This is a genomic window from Planotetraspora kaengkrachanensis (genome assembly GCF_016862895.1).
In the GTDB taxonomy this organism is placed as follows: Bacteria; Actinomycetota; Actinomycetes; order Streptosporangiales; family Streptosporangiaceae; genus Planotetraspora; species Planotetraspora kaengkrachanensis.
Genome location: NZ_BONV01000051.1, coordinates 32,464 through 47,796, shown reverse-complemented (window position 1 = coordinate 47,796; position 15,333 = coordinate 32,464). Strand labels below are relative to the sequence as shown.

The 15,333-nt window shown below is 70.2% G+C and carries 16 protein-coding genes; 5 read left to right on the top strand and 11 right to left on the bottom strand.

Features of this window, described 5'->3' with window-relative positions; genetic code table 11:
- Positions 1 to 148: 148 nt before the first annotated feature.
- The 5 genes from frr to Pka01_RS37230 form a co-directional block, all read right to left on the bottom strand.
- Positions 149 to 706: a ribosome recycling factor gene (gene frr / locus Pka01_RS37250; protein ID WP_203887699.1), complete on the bottom strand. Its 558-nt coding sequence runs from the start codon at positions 704 to 706 to the stop codon at positions 149 to 151.
- A 9-nt stretch (positions 707 to 715) separates the two neighbouring features.
- Complete coding sequence (pyrH, locus tag Pka01_RS37245) at positions 716 to 1,414, bottom strand: UMP kinase (protein WP_239116096.1); 699 nt, start codon at positions 1,412 to 1,414, stop codon at positions 716 to 718.
- A gap of 124 nt (positions 1,415 to 1,538) precedes the next feature.
- Complete coding sequence (tsf, locus tag Pka01_RS37240; protein ID WP_203887698.1) at positions 1,539 to 2,372, bottom strand: translation elongation factor Ts; 834 nt, start codon at positions 2,370 to 2,372, stop codon at positions 1,539 to 1,541.
- A gap of 118 nt (positions 2,373 to 2,490) precedes the next feature.
- Positions 2,491 to 3,438 (bottom strand): 30S ribosomal protein S2, encoded by a 948-nt coding sequence (gene rpsB, locus Pka01_RS37235; RefSeq protein WP_203887697.1) that lies wholly within the window; start codon positions 3,436 to 3,438, stop codon positions 2,491 to 2,493.
- Between the two features lie 322 nt (positions 3,439 to 3,760).
- Positions 3,761 to 4,525, bottom strand: coding sequence for a helix-turn-helix domain-containing protein (locus Pka01_RS37230; protein WP_203887696.1), 765 nt, complete (start codon positions 4,523 to 4,525; stop codon positions 3,761 to 3,763).
- Between the two features lie 81 nt (positions 4,526 to 4,606).
- Between Pka01_RS37230 and Pka01_RS37225 the strand changes: the two genes are divergently transcribed.
- Positions 4,607 to 5,917, top strand: a complete 1,311-nt coding sequence (locus Pka01_RS37225; RefSeq protein ID WP_239116060.1) for an MFS transporter — start codon at positions 4,607 to 4,609, stop codon at positions 5,915 to 5,917.
- Here the strand turns inward: Pka01_RS37225 and Pka01_RS37220 are convergent.
- Entirely contained in the window at positions 5,802 to 7,214 is a 1,413-nt protein-coding gene (locus Pka01_RS37220; protein ID WP_203887695.1) for a CoA transferase, read from the bottom strand. The genes Pka01_RS37225 and Pka01_RS37220 overlap by 116 nt on opposite strands.
- 280 nt (positions 7,215 to 7,494) lie before the next feature.
- Between Pka01_RS37220 and Pka01_RS37215 the strand changes: the two genes are divergently transcribed.
- The 4 genes from Pka01_RS37215 to Pka01_RS37200 are packed head-to-tail and all read left to right on the top strand — an operon-like array spanning position 7,495 to position 11,647.
- Positions 7,495 to 7,848: a YraN family protein gene (locus tag Pka01_RS37215; RefSeq protein WP_239116057.1), complete on the top strand. Its 354-nt coding sequence runs from the start codon at positions 7,495 to 7,497 to the stop codon at positions 7,846 to 7,848.
- 1 nt (position 7,849) lies between these two features.
- Complete coding sequence (locus tag Pka01_RS37210; RefSeq protein ID WP_203887693.1) at positions 7,850 to 9,502, top strand: YifB family Mg chelatase-like AAA ATPase; 1,653 nt, start codon at positions 7,850 to 7,852, stop codon at positions 9,500 to 9,502.
- Positions 9,502 to 10,713: a DNA-processing protein DprA gene (dprA, locus tag Pka01_RS37205; RefSeq protein WP_239116036.1), complete on the top strand. Its 1,212-nt coding sequence runs from the start codon at positions 9,502 to 9,504 to the stop codon at positions 10,711 to 10,713. Before Pka01_RS37210 ends, dprA begins: the two co-directional genes overlap by 1 nt.
- Positions 10,714 to 10,723: 10 nt before the next feature.
- Positions 10,724 to 11,647 (top strand): tyrosine recombinase XerC, encoded by a 924-nt coding sequence (locus Pka01_RS37200; protein WP_239116034.1) that lies wholly within the window; start codon positions 10,724 to 10,726, stop codon positions 11,645 to 11,647.
- Here the strand turns inward: Pka01_RS37200 and Pka01_RS37195 are convergent.
- The 5 genes from Pka01_RS37195 to lepB (Pka01_RS37175) all read right to left on the bottom strand — a co-directional run bounded on the left by Pka01_RS37195 (position 11,610) and on the right by lepB (Pka01_RS37175) (position 15,222).
- Complete coding sequence (locus Pka01_RS37195; RefSeq protein ID WP_239116032.1) at positions 11,610 to 12,524, bottom strand: murein hydrolase activator EnvC family protein; 915 nt, start codon at positions 12,522 to 12,524, stop codon at positions 11,610 to 11,612. The two genes, Pka01_RS37200 and Pka01_RS37195, sit on opposite strands and share 38 nt — an antisense overlap.
- A 78-nt stretch (positions 12,525 to 12,602) precedes the next feature.
- Entirely contained in the window at positions 12,603 to 12,926 is a 324-nt protein-coding gene (locus tag Pka01_RS37190) for a DUF2469 domain-containing protein (protein ID WP_012888569.1), read from the bottom strand.
- A gap of 39 nt (positions 12,927 to 12,965) precedes the next feature.
- On the bottom strand, positions 12,966 to 13,691 hold the full coding sequence (locus Pka01_RS37185) for a ribonuclease HII (RefSeq protein WP_203887691.1): 726 nt from the start codon (positions 13,689 to 13,691) through the stop codon (positions 12,966 to 12,968).
- Positions 13,692 to 13,769: 78 nt separating this feature from the next.
- Entirely contained in the window at positions 13,770 to 14,363 is a 594-nt protein-coding gene (lepB, locus tag Pka01_RS37180; RefSeq protein WP_203887690.1) for a signal peptidase I, read from the bottom strand.
- A 10-nt stretch (positions 14,364 to 14,373) separates the two neighbouring features.
- Positions 14,374 to 15,222: a signal peptidase I gene (gene lepB, locus Pka01_RS37175; protein ID WP_373318235.1), complete on the bottom strand. Its 849-nt coding sequence runs from the start codon at positions 15,220 to 15,222 to the stop codon at positions 14,374 to 14,376.
- Between the last annotated feature and the right edge of the window lie 111 nt (positions 15,223 to 15,333).

Here is a 15,333-nt window from a genome sequence, read left to right as displayed (position 1 = left end):
TCCGCGGAAAACCGGTCCCCAGCGGCAGCCGTTCCGTCCAAAGCGTCCTACTCCCTATACACGTGATCCTTGTGCCGCGCTGTACTCACCGGACAGCGCGGCACAAGGATCACGGTCGTGCCACTGCCTCACATCGAGGATTGAGGTCTCAGACCTCGAGCAGCTCGGCTTCCTTGTGCTTCAGCAGCTCGTCGATCTTGGCGACGTGCTTCTGGGTGAGATCGTCGAGCTCCTTGACCGCGCGATGGACCTCGTCCTCGCCCACCTCGCCGTCCTTGACCAGCTTGTCGAGCGTCTCCTTGGCGTGACGGCGGATGTTCCGCACCGAGACCCGGCTGCTCTCCGCCTTGGTGCGGGCGACCTTGATGTACTCCTTGCGGCGCTCCTCGGAAAGCTCCGGGAACACCACGCGGATCACCTGGCCGTCGTTGCCGGGGTTGACGCCGAGATCGCTGTCGCGGATGGCCTTCTCGATCGCGCTCATCGCACCCTTGTCGTACGGCTGCAGCAGGACCATGCGTGCCTCGGGCACGTGGAACGACGCCAGCTGCTGGATCGGGGTGGGCGATCCGTAGTAGTCCACGTTGATCTTGTTGAACATGGAGGGTGTGACACGGCCGGTACGGATGCCCGCGAAGTCGTCCTTGGCGACCGTCACCGCCTTGTCCATCTTCTCTTCGGCCTCGAAGAGCGTTTCGTCGATCACTGCGGCTCCCTATTTCCCTGCCGGACTCACCAGCGTGCCGATCTTTTCACCGCGGACCGCCCGCAGGACGTTGCCATCCCCCATCAGGTCGAAGACCACGATGGGAAGGCCGTTGTCCATGCACAGGCTGATCGCGGTCGAGTCCATGACCCCGAGACCGCGCGTCAGCACCTCGCCGTAATCAAGCTGGTCGAAGCGGACCGCGTCGGGGTTCTTCCGTGGGTCGGAGTCGTAGACACCGTCGACCTGCGTGCCCTTCAGCAACGCCTCCGCCCCGATCTCGAGCGCCCGCTGCGCGGCGCAGGTGTCGGTGGAGAAGAACGGCGAGCCCAGCCCCGCACCGAAGATCACCACACGCCCCTTCTCCAGGTGGCGGATGGCGCGGCGGGGCAGGAACGGCTCGGCCACCTGCTGCATCGTGATGGCGGTCTGGACCCGGGTGTCGATGCCGCGCTTCTCCAGGAAGTCCTGGAGGGCGAGGCAGTTGATCACGGTGCCGAGCATGCCCATGTAGTCGGCCCGGGCCCGGTCCATCCCGCGCTCCGACAGGGCGGCGCCCCGGAACATGTTGCCGCCGCCGACGACCACGGACACCTGCACGCCCTCGCGTACGGCCTCGGCGATGGAGTCGGCGAGCTGGGCGACCACCGAGGGGTCGATCCCGAGCGGCTCGCCGCCGGCGAAGGCCTCGCCGGACAGCTTCAACATCACGCGCTTCCAGCGCAGTCGCCCATCATGCGACGAAGCCGCCGGCGTGGCGGGTCTGGTGTTCTCCTGCACGGCGGCGGCCTCCTCGATATGTCTACGCGTCAACGGGCTCCTGGCTGTAAGCCTAAGCCTGGCCGACCTTGAAGCGGGTGAAGGCAAGAACCTTCACGCCCGCCTCGGTGGCGACCTTCGCGACCGTCTTCTTGTTGTCCTTCACGAACGTCTGCTCCAGCAGCGTGAAGTCCTTGAACCAGCCGTTGAGACGACCATCGGCGATCTTGGCGACGGCGGCCTCCGGCTTGCCCTCCTCGCGAGTCATCTGCTCGAAGAGCGACCGCTCCTTCTCGACGACGTCGGCGGGCACCTCGGCCGGGCTGAGGTACTTCGGCGCCATCGCGGCGGCGTGCTGGGCGATGTCCTTGGCGACCGCGGCGTTGTCCTGGTCGAGCTGGACGAGCACGCCCACGGCCGGCGGAAGCTGAGGGTCGGTCTTGTGCATGTAGGAGGTGATGAAGCCACCCTCCAGCACCGAGAACCGGCGGATCTCGATCTTCTCGCCCAGAGCGGCGTTGGCCTCGTCCAGGTGCTCCTTGACGGACTTGCCGTCCAGGTCGGACTCGAGCAGGGCCGGCACGTCGGCGGGCTTGGTCGCCACGATGTGCGCGACGATGCCGGCCGCGAGCTGCTGGAAGCGCTCGCCCTTCGCGACGAAGTCGGTCTCGCAGTTGAGCTCGAGCAGGGCCGCGAGCGACTCGCCCTCGTGCTTGACGGCGACGAGGCCGTTGGAGGCGGTACGGGCCTCCCGCTTGCCGACGTCCTTGGCGCCCTTGAGGCGCAGGAAGTCGACGGCCTTGTCGAAGTCGCCGTCGGACTCCTCGAGGGCCTTCTTGCAGTCCATCATGCCGGCGGCGGTCAGCTCACGAAGCCGCTTGACGTCGGCCATGTTCACGGAAGCCATTGTCCTATTTCCTCTTCGGGAACCCGGGTGAGTCAGATGTCTCGTGGTGGGCGCCGGGCGCGCACGCCCACCACGGTCGAGCTTGAGATCCGCACGGCACTCCGTACGGGCGCTGAGCTTAGGCCTGCTCTTCGGTGGCGTCCGCGGCCGGAGCCTCAGCCGGAGCCTCGGGCGCGGCCTCCTCGGCGGCGGCCTCGGCGGGAGCGGATTCCTCAGCCGGAGCCTCGGCCGGGGTCTCAGCCGGAGCGGACTCGTCAGCGGGGGCCTCGGCCGGAGCCTCGGCGGCGGAGCCCTCGAGCAGCTCACGCTCCCACTCGGCGAGCGGCTCCGCGTCGGTGGTGCCGGCGGGCTTCTCCTCGCCGCGACCGGCGCCGGCGCGGGTCATCAGACCGTCGGCCACGGCGTCGGCGATCACGCGGGTGAGGAGGCTGACGGCGCGGATCGCGTCGTCGTTGCCCGGGATCGGGTAGTCGACCTCGTCAGGGTCGCAGTTGGTGTCGAGGATCGCGACGACCGGGATGCCAAGCTTCTTGGCCTCGTTGATCGCGATGTGCTCCTTCTTGGTGTCCACGATCCAGATCGCGCTCGGAACGCGAGCCATGTCACGGATACCGCCGAGGGTGCGCTCGAGCTTCTCCTTCTCGCGGCGGCGCATCAGGAGCTCCTTCTTGGTGAGCCCGGACGCGGCCACGTTCTCGAAGTCGAGCTCCTCGAGCTCCTTCAGACGCTGGAGCCTCTTGTGGACCGTCGAGAAGTTGGTGAGCATGCCGCCCAGCCAGCGCTGGTTCACGTACGGCATGCCGACGCGAGACGCCTGCTCGGAGATGGACTCCTGGGCCTGCTTCTTCGTGCCGATGAACATGATGGAACCGCCGTGGGCGACGGTCTCCTTCACGAAGTCGTAGGCGCGGTCGATGAAGGACAGCGACTTCTGCAGGTCGATGATGTAGATGCCGTTGCGCTCGGTGAAGATGAAGCGCTTCATCTTCGGGTTCCACCGGCGAGTCTGGTGGCCGAAGTGAACGCCGCTCTCGAGCAGCTGTCGCATGGTGACGACAGGGGCCATGGTGTGGTCCCTCCATGGTCGTGTGCCCAGGGGCACGGTCTCGGTTGGTCGCACGAGCCACGTGGCTCGCACCCTGACGCCCCGGGCCGTCTCCGCCGGACAAGGTCCGGACCGAGGTGACGGCTCGTGAATGGGCGTGTGAATTCGGCCCGCTAGCGCAGGCCGTCGTACAGTCTACCCGGATCCGTCCCCGCCGATGACCGGCGACGTGACCGTGCGGCTCACGCCGTCACCGACCTATGCGCGATCGGTGGCCTCGATGACCGTCCGGTGTGTCGCCCGCCCAGAAACCAGCGCCCGAACCAGGCCCTCGAAACCGGCCTCAGGCAACCGGATCCGCGAAACCGCCAGCTCCCTCAGAACCGTCAGGCCCCTCAGACCCGGGCCGCTCAGAGCCCGGCCCCACAGAACCGGCCGACGCGGAACCTGACTCCACGGAACCGGCTGACACGGATCCTACGGGAGCGGCACCTGCGGGAGCGGAGGCCGGTACGCCGGCGCCACGTGGCGCCTGAGGAAAGAGCCGGAGCTGGAACTCCGCCAGGCGGGCCCCCGTCGGCGCGTCCTCCGCCGTACGTTCCGTGGCCCGATACGGGACGATCAGCTCGCTGATCCGCTCCGCGAGGGCCCTCAACTCCTCGGCGTCGACGAGGAGGGTGGCATGGGTCAGCCAGGTGGCCATCCGCCATTCACGCGACTCCCGGTGCGACTGCGCGAGGTAGGCGTTCAACCGCTGGGCCGCGTCGGTCAGAACCGTCTCGATCACCGCGTTCTGCGCCTCGAGCAGTTCCGGGGAGCCCTCGTCCTCGGAGGCGAATCCCCACCCCCGTTGCAGGGCCCGCCACACCCGCTCCCTGCCGTCGCCCCTTGGCGGCGCATCCTCGACGAGCCCGTGCTTCGCCAGCGTGCGCAGGTGGTAGCTGCACGCGCTCGGAGACAACCCCGTCACCTGCGCGCATTCTGTGGCCGTCGCGGGCCCCTCCGTCTGGAGCCGGGACAGGATGGCCAGCCGCGCGGGATGCGCCAGCGCACGGAGGACGCCGACATCGGTGACCTGCCGGTAATCCTCCGTCTTCGAGGTGGTCATGCCGCACACGCTACTCCGCGGCACCCCTCGGCAAAAAATGAAGTATTGCCTTCACAGTTACGAAGTATTAGTTTCATAACTATGAAGGAGATGCTTCACGACTGCCTGATCCCCCTCCGGCGCCAGCGGGACTTCCGGCTCCTCTGGTCCGCCCGTGCCGTCTCCGAGACCGGCAGCGAGGTCACCCGACTCGCGCTGCCGCTGACCGCGGCCACCGCGCTCCACGCCTCCCCCATCCAGATGGGCCTGCTCACGGCCGCCTCGACCTTCCCCTACCTGCTGGTCGGCCTGCCGTCGGGGGCGCTGGCCGACCGGGTGGGCCGGCGCAGGCCGGTGATGACGGCCTGCGAGGCGGTCTCCGGCCTCGTCATGCTCTCGGTCCCCGTGGCGTGGCTGGCCGGACTGCTGACCATTACCTGGCTGATCACGGCCGCCTTCGTCGTCGGCGTATGCACAGTGATCTTCCGCACGTTCAACACGCCCCATCTGGCCACCGTGGTCGCGGAGCCGCAGCGGACGGCGGCGCTCGCCGGCTTCCAGTCCGTCTTCTCGGTGGCCCAGATCGGAGGCCCGGGCCTCGCCGGGTTGCTCGTCGCCCTGCTCACCGCCCCCGTCGCGATCGTGGTCAACGGATTGTCCTTCCTGACGTCCGCCCTGTGCCTGCGGGCCATCCGTACGCCTGAGCGCGAGGCCGGCACCCGCGGGCCCGGGCTCGGCCGTGAGATCGCCGAGGGCCTGCGCATCCTGATCAGGCATCCGGTGCTGCGGACGCTCAGCCTCACCGGCATGACCGTCAACGCCCTCGGTGCCGCCCAACTCGCGCTCTACGTGGTCTTCGCCGTTCGCGTCCTCGGCCTTCCCGGCAGCCTGGTCGGCATCGCGGCGACCGGTTTCGGCGTCGGCGGCCTGCTGGGCGCCTTCCTCGCCCCCCGCCTGACCCGCCGGTACGGCGAGAGCCGGGTGCTGCTCGGCTCCGTGCTGTTCTTCCCGGTGGCATTCGTCGGCACGGCGGCCGCCCACGGCCCGGTCTGGCTCGTGATCGGCCAGCTCGGCCTCTCCGAGGTGATCACCGGGGTGGCCGTCGTGAGCTACAGCGTCTGCGCGGGCGCCACCACGATGCGCGAGGCCCCCGACGGCCTGCTCGGCCGGGTGAACGCCACGACCCAGTTCGCCGTCCAGGGTGTGATGGCCCTGGGCGGGCTCCTCGGCGGCGTGCTCGGCGAGTCGCTCGGCATCCGGCCCGCCCTGTGGGTGTGCACCGCGGCCTCGCTGCTCGTCATCCCGTGCCTGTGGTTGTCTCCCATCCGGCGTGATGCCCACCGGGCACGGGAGGAGCGCTCGCCCAGTACGGCTCGGCGCCCTGAATCCGTCCCGGCGGCCTCACGTACGTGAGGGCGCCGAACGCGCTGTCCACGCCGGCCAGGAGGTCGTCCACCCGAGGCTCGGGGGCGTCACCGGCGGAGCGCCCCAGGCCGTCGAGCCACGCCGCGGTCCTCGCCAGCGCGACCTCCGCAAGCCAGGAGCCGCCCTCGTCCGTACGGCGCAGCAGCCCGGCGACGGCGCCGAAGGCGGCGAGGAATCCGGTCGCGTGATCGAGTGCCTGCGCGGGAAGCGGCACGGGGCGGGAGCCGTCCCCGTTCTCGTGAGCGATGCCGGAGACCATCTGCACCAGGCTGTCGAAGCCCCGCCTGCTCGCCCAGGGGCCGCGGGAGCCGTACGCGGAGACGTCCACGCAGACGATCCCCGGCCGGAGGGCGGCGAGATCCTCCGGGCCGAACCCCCTTTCCCGTAAGGCCCCGGGCCGATAGGCCTGGATCACCACGTCGGCCCGCCTGACGAGGTCCCGCAGGACTTCGGGCTCCGATGTGAGGTCGATGTGGCACGACCTCTTGCCGAACGCCGTCTCCACGACCAGCCCCGGCACCTCGGGGAGATGGGCGGCGCCCACGCGCAGGACCTCGGCTCCGTGGGCGGCGAGAAAGCGGGCGGCCACCGGTCCCGCGATCACCCTGGTCAGATCGAGGACCCGCACGCCGCTCAGCGGTCGCGGCCCGTGCACCGGTTCCGGCGGCCCGCCGGCGGCCGCTTCGCCCCCCTCACCAGGGGCGGGCGCGGCCGACACGGTCAGGCGCGACAGCCCGACGAGCGGCAGTTCCGCGACCGCCCGCCCCTGTGGATGGGCGAGCCATTCCCGTCTGGTCCGCATCGTGGCCCCGCATCCGCCTTCGCGGGTCACGGCCTCCTCGATGTCGATGCCGGTACGGCCGGCGCAGGCGGCGGCGACGTCGTCCCTTACCGCGCCGGCGGCGAGACCCAGCGCACGGAGGGCGGCGTCGCGATGATGGTCGAAGTTGCAGTGCAGCTTGATCCAGCCGTCCGAGGTCCGGTAGTCCCCGGACAGGGGCGCCCAGAGGACGGCCGGCTTCCCGTCCATCCGGAAATGGCGCTCACTCTGGAAGGCCGCCGCCGCGTGCCGGACGTCCACACTCACATCGGGATCGACGGCTGGAGCGCCTCCGCGTCGCTTCCAGTAGGCGGCCACGGCCGCGGTCGCGGCGCCGACGGAGGCGGCCGCGGCCGTGTCGACGCGGAAGACGGAGGCGAACACGGGATCGTCGCCGGTCACCCGCACCTCCGGGAGGACGACCCCGACGTCCTCCCCCAGTTGCCTGATCAAGCTCGTGATCACAGGCACCTCTCCTCCCTCGACATCCACAAGATCCCCGGCGTCGTCCACAGCGTTCCCCGGTTACCCACAGATCTGTCCACAGCCAGATCCGTCCACAGCCGCATGTCCGTCCACGCCCCACATGGTGCCGGGATCGGTGAAGGGCAGGACATGGGCCGCCCCTTCCGGCGTCCGTACCGAGATACACGCCTGTGGACGGAGACCCGTATCCACAGAATCCGTTTCGGTTCGTCTCGGCCTGGGCTTCCTGCAGGAAGGTCTGGGGCCGGAGGTGGTCCCATTGGCCGCGAAAGATCAGCTGGGCAGGTACGGCGAACAGCTCGCCGCGGACTTTCTGGTGGCGCGGGGCATGAGCGTCCTCGCGCGCAATTGGCGCTGCCCCGAGGGAGAGATCGACATCGTCGCACGGGACGGGAACGCGATGGTCGTCGTCGAGGTGAAGACCCGTTCGAGCCGGCGCCACGGCACGGCCTTCGAGGCGGTGACCCACGACAAGCTCATGCGGCTCCGTTCGCTGGCGCGGCTGTGGCTGGCGACCCAGGCGGAGCGGTTCGACACGGTGCGGGTCGACGTGATCGCCCTGGAGCGGTTCGCGGGCGACTTCTCCCTCCGTCACGAACGCGGGGTGATCTGACATGACCGTGGCGAAGACGCGGTGCGTCGCCCTGGTGGGCGTCGCCGGGCACATCATCGAGGTCGAGGCCGACGTGGGTCCCGGAACGGTCGGCACGCACTTCATCGGGCTCCTGGACACCGCGATCAGCGAGTCTCGCGGGCGGGTCCGCTCCGCGTTGATCAACAGCCGGTTCAAATGGCCCGACGCGCGGGTGACGGTCAGCCTGTTCCCGGCGAGCCTCCCGAAGCGGGGCTCGATCTTCGATTTGGCCATCGCGATCGCGGTGCTCGGCGCGGCCGGCGCCGTACCGGCTCAGCGGGTCGCCGAGCCGGTGTTCCTCGGCGAGCTCGGACTTGACGGCCGCGTGCGGCCGGTCAGAGGCGTGCTGCCCGCCGTGCTGGCCGCGGTGGAGGCCGGAGCGCGCACCGTCGTGGTGCCCTCGCTCAACGCGGCCGAGGCGTCCCTGGTGCCCGGCCTGACGGTGGTACCGGTCGCCACCCTGTCCGAACTGGTGGGCTGGCTGCGCTCAGGCGACCTCCACAGGCTGACGGTCGTCGCCGACGCCGCCACCCTGGACGACGGCGATCCGCACGCGGGCGGCGGTCCCGAGATGTCCGGTGGAGGGGCCCGCGGAACGGCTCGCGGAAGGTCTGGAAGGGCCGGCGGGACCATCCAGACCGGCGTACACGGCGGGACGCCCTCCGGCGCACCGGAGGTCGACCTGCGTGACGTCGCGGGCCAGCCGATGGGCCGCAAGGCTCTGGAGGTGTGCGCGGCGGGAGGGCACAACCTGTGGATGCTCGGTCCGGCGGGCACCGGCAAGACGATGCTCGCGGAACGGCTGCCGACGCTCCTGCCGGCGCTCAGCCGGGATCACGCCTTGGAGGTCACCGCCATCCACTCGGTCGCGGGCACCCTCCCCCGTGGCCGCCCGCTGCTCACCCGGCCCCCCTTCATGGCGCCGCACCACACGGCGACCGTGGCGGCCGTCGTCGGCGGCGGCGCGGGCGGCCTGATACGGCCCGGCGCCGTGTCGCTCTCTCATCGCGGAGTGTTGTTTCTCGATGAAGCCCCCGAATTCGGCTCCGGCGTGCTCGACTCGCTCCGGCAGCCCCTCGAATCAGGCACGGTGACGATCTCCCGGGCGATGAACACGGTCACCTTCCCCGCTCGTTTCATGCTGGTGCTGGCCGCCAATCCCTGCCCGTGCGGGCGGAACGGCTCGCCGGAGAGGGCGTGTGACTGCACGCCGGCCATGCGACGGCGCTACCTCGCCCGGCTGTCCGGCCCCCTGCTGGACCGCGTCGACGTGAAGATCCGGGTCGGGCGGGCGACCCGGGCCGAACTGCTCGCCGATCGCAGGTTCGCCGAGTCCAGCGCCGAAGTGGCCGAGCGGGTGCTCCTCGCCCGTGAGCGTGCCGCCAAACGTCTGGCGGGCACTCCGTGGCAGACCAACGCGGAGGTGTCGTCCGCGGCGCTGCACCACGAGTTCCGGCTGCCGGGCGGCGCGCTCGCGCCCCTGCATCGCGGGCTCGACACCGGCACGCTCAGCACCCGCGGGCTGGACCGGATCCTCCGCGTCGCATGGACGCTCGCCGACCTCGAGGGCAAGGACCTTCCCGGTGAAGCCGAGACGTCGGCGGCGCTGGGCATGTGGCTGGGGGCGGAGTGATGGAGACGACACCCGGCGCCGGGACGCCGGAGGACGAGCGCACGGCCAGGGTCGCGCTCATGCGGATGGCCGAGGCGGGCGATGCGGTCATGGGCCGCCTGATCGCCTGGTGCGGGCCACGGCGAGCCCTGGAGCAGGTACGCCGAGGATCGCTGGATTCGGATTTCGCCGCGAAGGAGGCCGAGATAGCCGACCGATCGGGGCGGCGATCGGATCTGACGCGAATGGTCGCGGCCTGGGCCGCCCGCTACGCCGACCCGCATGCCGATCTGGCCACGGGACGGGAGGGCGGAGCCCGGCTGATCGTTCCCGGCGATTCCGAGTGGCCGACCCAGCTCGACGATCTCGGTGATGCCCGGCCCTTCGGACTGTGGGCGGACGGCCGGGCGAACCTGCGCTTCGCCTGCCTCCGATCGGTGGCGATCGTCGGCGCGAGGGCCGCGACGCCCTATGGCGTCCAGGTGGCCGCCCAGCTCGCGTCGGAGCTCAGCGCCCGCGGGTGGACGGTCGTGAGCGGCGGCGCCTACGGCATCGACGCGGCGGCGCATCGCGGTGCCCTCGGGGGCGGCTCACCCACGGTGGCCACGCTGGCCTGCGGGGTCGACCAGTGCTATCCCCGCGCCCACGAGGACCTCTTCCGGGTGATCCGCTTCCAGGGGGTGGTCGTCAGCGAGTGGCCGCCCGGCGCCCATCCGACGCGGCCGCGTTTCCTGGTCAGGAACCGGGTGATCGCCGCGCTGTCGCGCGGCACGGTCGTCGTGCAGGCGGCCCTGCGCAGCGGCGCGCTCAACACCGCGACCCACGCGGCCGGGCTGAACAGGCACCTGATGGCCGTGCCCGGGCCGATCACGGCCGAGACGTCCGAGGGATGCCACATGTTGATCCGTTCAGGCAAGGCGGTGTGCGTGACCTCGGCCGACGAGGTGATCGATCTCGTCGGCTCGCTGGGCGACGACCTCGCGCCGGAGCGCCGCGGGCCCGCCCGCCCCCGCGACGGGCTGAACGACGAGACCCTGCGTGTGCTCGAGGCCGTGCCCGCGCGCGGAGGCGCGGGCACCGCCGTGATCGCCGTCGAGGCCGGAGTCGACCTCACCACGGCGATCGGCTGCCTCGGCGGCCTCGCGGCGGCCGGTTTCGTCGAGCCGGTCGACCGCGGATGGCGCCTGCGGCGGCAGGACGATCTCCGCGGCCGGGGAGATCACGGTCGTTAGCATGGAGGGCATGACCGGCGACATCGTGGTCCACGGCACAGGCGAGACGGCGGAGGCCGTCCTGACCCTGTTCGAGCGTCATCTGCGCCTGGAGAGGGACCTTTCGCCGCACACGGTGCGGGCGTACATCGGTGACGTCACATCGCTTCTCGGCCACCTCCGTGCCACCGCTCATGACACTCTCGGCACCCTGGACGTCGCCGCCCTGCGGGAATGGCTCGGCGACCAGCATCAGGCGGGCCGTTCCCGCGCGACGCTCGCCCGCCGCACCGCCTGTGCCCGGGTCTTCACGGCGTTCTGCCATCGGCGCGGCTGGCTGGCCGCCGATCCCGGGCTGCTCCTGGGCACCGCGAAGTCGACCCGGTCGTTGCCGGCTGTCCTCGACCAGGCCGAGGCCGAGGCCGTGCTCGCCCTCGACGGGCCGGGCGACCCCAAGGACCTGCGCGATCGGGCGATCATGGAGGTGCTGTACGCCACGGGCGTCCGCGTGAGCGAGTTGTGCGGCCTCGACGTCGACGACGTCGACCGGGAGCGCACGACCCTGCGGGTGATGGGCAAGGGACGCAAGGAGCGCACGGTGCCGTTCGGACTCCCGGCGCTCCACGCCCTGGACGCCTGGTGCGTCCGGGGACGCCCGCTGTGGATCCGTGAAGGAACCGGCCCGGCTCTGTTCCTCGGCGTCAGAGGAGGCCGCATCGACCAGGGCACCGTCCGGCGTGTGGTGCACGCCCGCCTGAACCGGGCCGAGAGCACGGACATGGGACCGCACGGCCTCCGTCACACGGCCGCGACGCACATGCTGGAAGGCGGCGCCGACCTGCGCAGTGTCCAGGAGATGCTCGGCCACGCCTCTCTGGCCACGACCCAGGTCTACACCCACGTCTCGATCGAGCGGCTCAGGACCGCCTACCGCCAGGCGCACCCCCGGGCCTGACTCGCCCCTGCGGTCCGGCCCTCCGACGGCGCAGGGCTCGGCGCATGGCCAGGAGTCCGGTCAGGAGGGCGACCACCGCTCCGGCCGGCAGCACAGTCGGCAGGACAGTCGGCAGGACAGTCGGCAGGACAGTCGGCAGGACATCAGAATCTCGCAGATCCGACACCGCCGACATCCTCGCAACCCCCACACGGCGGCCTGGCAAGCCCGGCGGCGCTGCCGACGGAGACGAGACCGGCCATGCTGCCGACGGGGACGTCGGCCGCGGCCGCTGAGCGTCGCTCGGGCCCGCATGTCCCCAGGCTCGAAGAGCGGGCCGGAAGGGCGGGTCCTCACCCCATCTCGGCAACAGACGCACCCGGCCGGAGCCGAAAAGGACGAGCGGATCGAGGTAGATGTTCCCCCGCAGCAGCCCCCAGTGCAGGCATGCCACCCGGCAGTGACCTGGCCCGCCATCCAGGACGCCGATCACCTGGCCCGCCACGACGACGTGGCCCGGCCGCACCGTGGGCTGGATCGGCAGGTAGGTGGTCCGCAGGCCGCCCGGGTGGACGATCGTGACGGCGCCCCTGCCGCCCACCGAACCGGCGAATCCGACCGTCCCGGCCCCGGCCGCACGGACCTCGTCGCCCGGCAGCGCCGCGACGTCGATCCCCCGGTGCCCGGCGAGCCAGGGCTGAGCGGGCGGATCGAAATGCCTGATCACCGTTCGCCCGCCCGCCACCGGCCAGCGCCAGGCGGACGGGTCGGCGTCGGCGGCCGCCGGCACCGCCGAGAAGGCCACCAGCCCGACCGTCACCAGGACCAGAGCCGCGGCGGCACAAAAGGTCGGCGGATCAAGGACGCTCAGGGAGCCGGCGGATGAAGCACGACGCATGACGGAAGTCTGCGGCGAACGGCCGCGGCCGGAAGCCGCCGAACCCCGCTCTGTGGAAAACCGGCCCGAGCGGGGACGTCAGTTGGAGAAGCCCTCCTTGGGCATCTCCAGATCGGGTTTGGCCAGCTCTTCGACGTTGACGTCCTTGAAGGTGACGACCCGGACGTTCTTGACGAACCTGGCCGGGCGGTACATGTCCCAGACCCAGGCGTCCTGCATCTTCACGTCGAAGAAGACATCCCCGTTCTCAGCCGTTCGGACGTCGAGATCAACGGAGTTGGTCAGGTAGAAGCGCCGCTCGGTCTCCACGACATAGGTGAACAGCCCGACCACGTCGCGGTACTCCCGGTAGAGCTGCAACTCCATCTCGGTCTCGTATTTCTCGAGATCCTCCGCGCTCATCCCGGTCCTCCTCTTCCACTCCCCGTCGAGATCGCCCTTTCAGACGACACCGGCCCCTACCTCATTCTCGCGCATGTCCCCATCCTGCCTGGCCCATGGGCTCGCATCCCGGAGCGGCGAGCCACGAGTCACCCTCGCCACCGTCACGAACGAGAACCGATGATGCGGGGTCGGTCCGTGTACGCCCAAAGCCCGCCGATGAGCGGGGGTGACGTACCCCTTGTGCTCAGCGAAGCCGTACTCCGGGTGGACGCCGTCCAGAGCGTGCATCATGCGATCCCTGGTCACCTTGGCCACGATCGACGCCGCAGCCACACAGGCCGCGACCTGATCGCCCTTCCACACCGCGAGCGACGGGGCGGGAAGGCCGGGGACGGGGAAACCGTCGATCAGCACGTACCCGAGGTCGATCTCCAGACCGGCCACCGCCCTGCGCATTCCGGCGATGTTGCACTTGTGCAGGCCGCGTGAGTCGATCTCCTCCGGAGGTATCACCACGACGCTCACGGCCTTGGCCGAGGCGAGCACTTGATCGTACAGGCGTTCGCGTGTCGGCTCCGCCACGAGTTTGGAGTCGGTCAGGCCGTCGATCTCCCGGCCCAGCACCACGGCGGCGACCACCAGCGGCCCGGCGCAGGCCCCACGCCCGGCCTCGTCCACCCCGGCGACCGGCGTGAACCCTCGTCGGGCGAGAGCACGCTCGTAGCCGTAGAGTCCCGAATCCCGCCGTACGACACTGGGACGCGGGCGATACGCAGCTGTCATGACGACAAGCAGATTACGCTCCATTCGGGCCTCACGGTACGGCCAGAGCACACTCGATCGGAGCAGCGGCAGGTCGGCTCAGTGAATCGCCGCGAAAGTCTCGGGAGGGGACAGCAACGTCCCTCGGGACAACGGCCAGTACAGGACGAAGGCCCGGCCGATCACATCGCCCTCCGAGATCGTCCCTTGGTGGCCGTCCCGGATGAACGCCCGGGAGTCCTGGGAGTCGTCACGATGATCACCCATCAGCCAGAGGCGGCCCTCGGGCACCGTGACATCGAAGGGCCGGTCCGAGGGAGAGGCGCCGGGGTACACGTAGCCGCCCTGCTCGTCGAGCGGGGTGCCGTTGACCGTGATCCGGTTACGCGCGTCGCAGCACCGGACGGTGTCCCCGCCCTTCGCGATCACCCGCTTGATGGTGTCCTCACCCGTCCAGCCCTTGAAGACGACGATGTCGCCGCGTTCCACGTCGCCGAAGCGGTAGGCGAGCTTGTTCACCAGCACGCGGTCGTTGACGAGGAGGGTGTTCTCCATGGACTCGGACGGGATGTAGAACGACTGCAGCGCGAACATGTGGACGAGCACGGCCACGGCGACACCGCCCAGCAGGAACAGGATCGTCTCAAGCGTTCCTGAGCGTTTCGCGGCCGGAGGATCCTTCTCTTCGGCCATGACGCGCCGGCTATCGCCTGGTCATGCGACGGCGCAGCAGGACGAGCGGCACCGCTCCGACGAATCCGGCGGCCAGCGGGGCGGCGCTGACCGCGGTCTGGAGAGCGGGCTGGGAGAAGGTGTCGGGGATCGGCAGGATCTTCGCGCGGTCGAACGGCCAGACGATCACGAATGCCCGCCCGATCACCTTGTCGATGGGGATGGTCCCTCCGCCCGGGTCGCCGACGTGCGACCGGGAGTCGAGGGAGACCGACCGGTGGTCGCCCATCACCCAGAGCCGGTCCGGGGGCACCGTCACCTCGAAGTCGCTCTGGGAGGGCTGGTCGCCCGGGTAGAGGTAGCCCTGCTCGTCGATCGGGGTCCCGTTCACCGTGACGCGGCCCTTGGCGTCGCAGCACTTGACCTTGTCCCCGGGGACGCCGATCACCCGCTTGATGTAGTCCTTCTCACCGGGGACGACGCCGAACGCCGTGCCGACCCAGCGGAAGAACGCCGCCACCGGGTTCGTCGGCTCCTCCAGCTGGATCTCGGGATCCCAGGAGTCCACGCCGCTGAAGACCACGACGTCGCCGCGCTCGATGTCGCGCACGTGGTAGACGAGCTTGTTGACGAGCACCCTGTCGTTCTTGAGCAGGGTGTCCTCCATCGATTCGGACGGGATGTAGAAGGCCTGCACCACGAACGACTTGATGAGCAGCGCGAGGAGTAGCGCGACCACGACCAGAACGGGCAATTCCCGCCAGAAAGAGCCCTTCTTCCCCTCGCCGCCCTTGGCGGCCTGCTGGGTGTCTTCCGCGACCACGTCCACCCCGTCCTCGGCAGGCAGGTGCACTTCGAACCCCCGCCCCTCGTTAGTCAATGCTGCTGAGCCTAAATGATGTCCCTGGCAGTCACCGCCGGGGGACTCGGCTTCACCGGCAAAAAGAAAATGGCCCGCGCCACCGGGCACGGGCCATCGTCATCGCCTGGT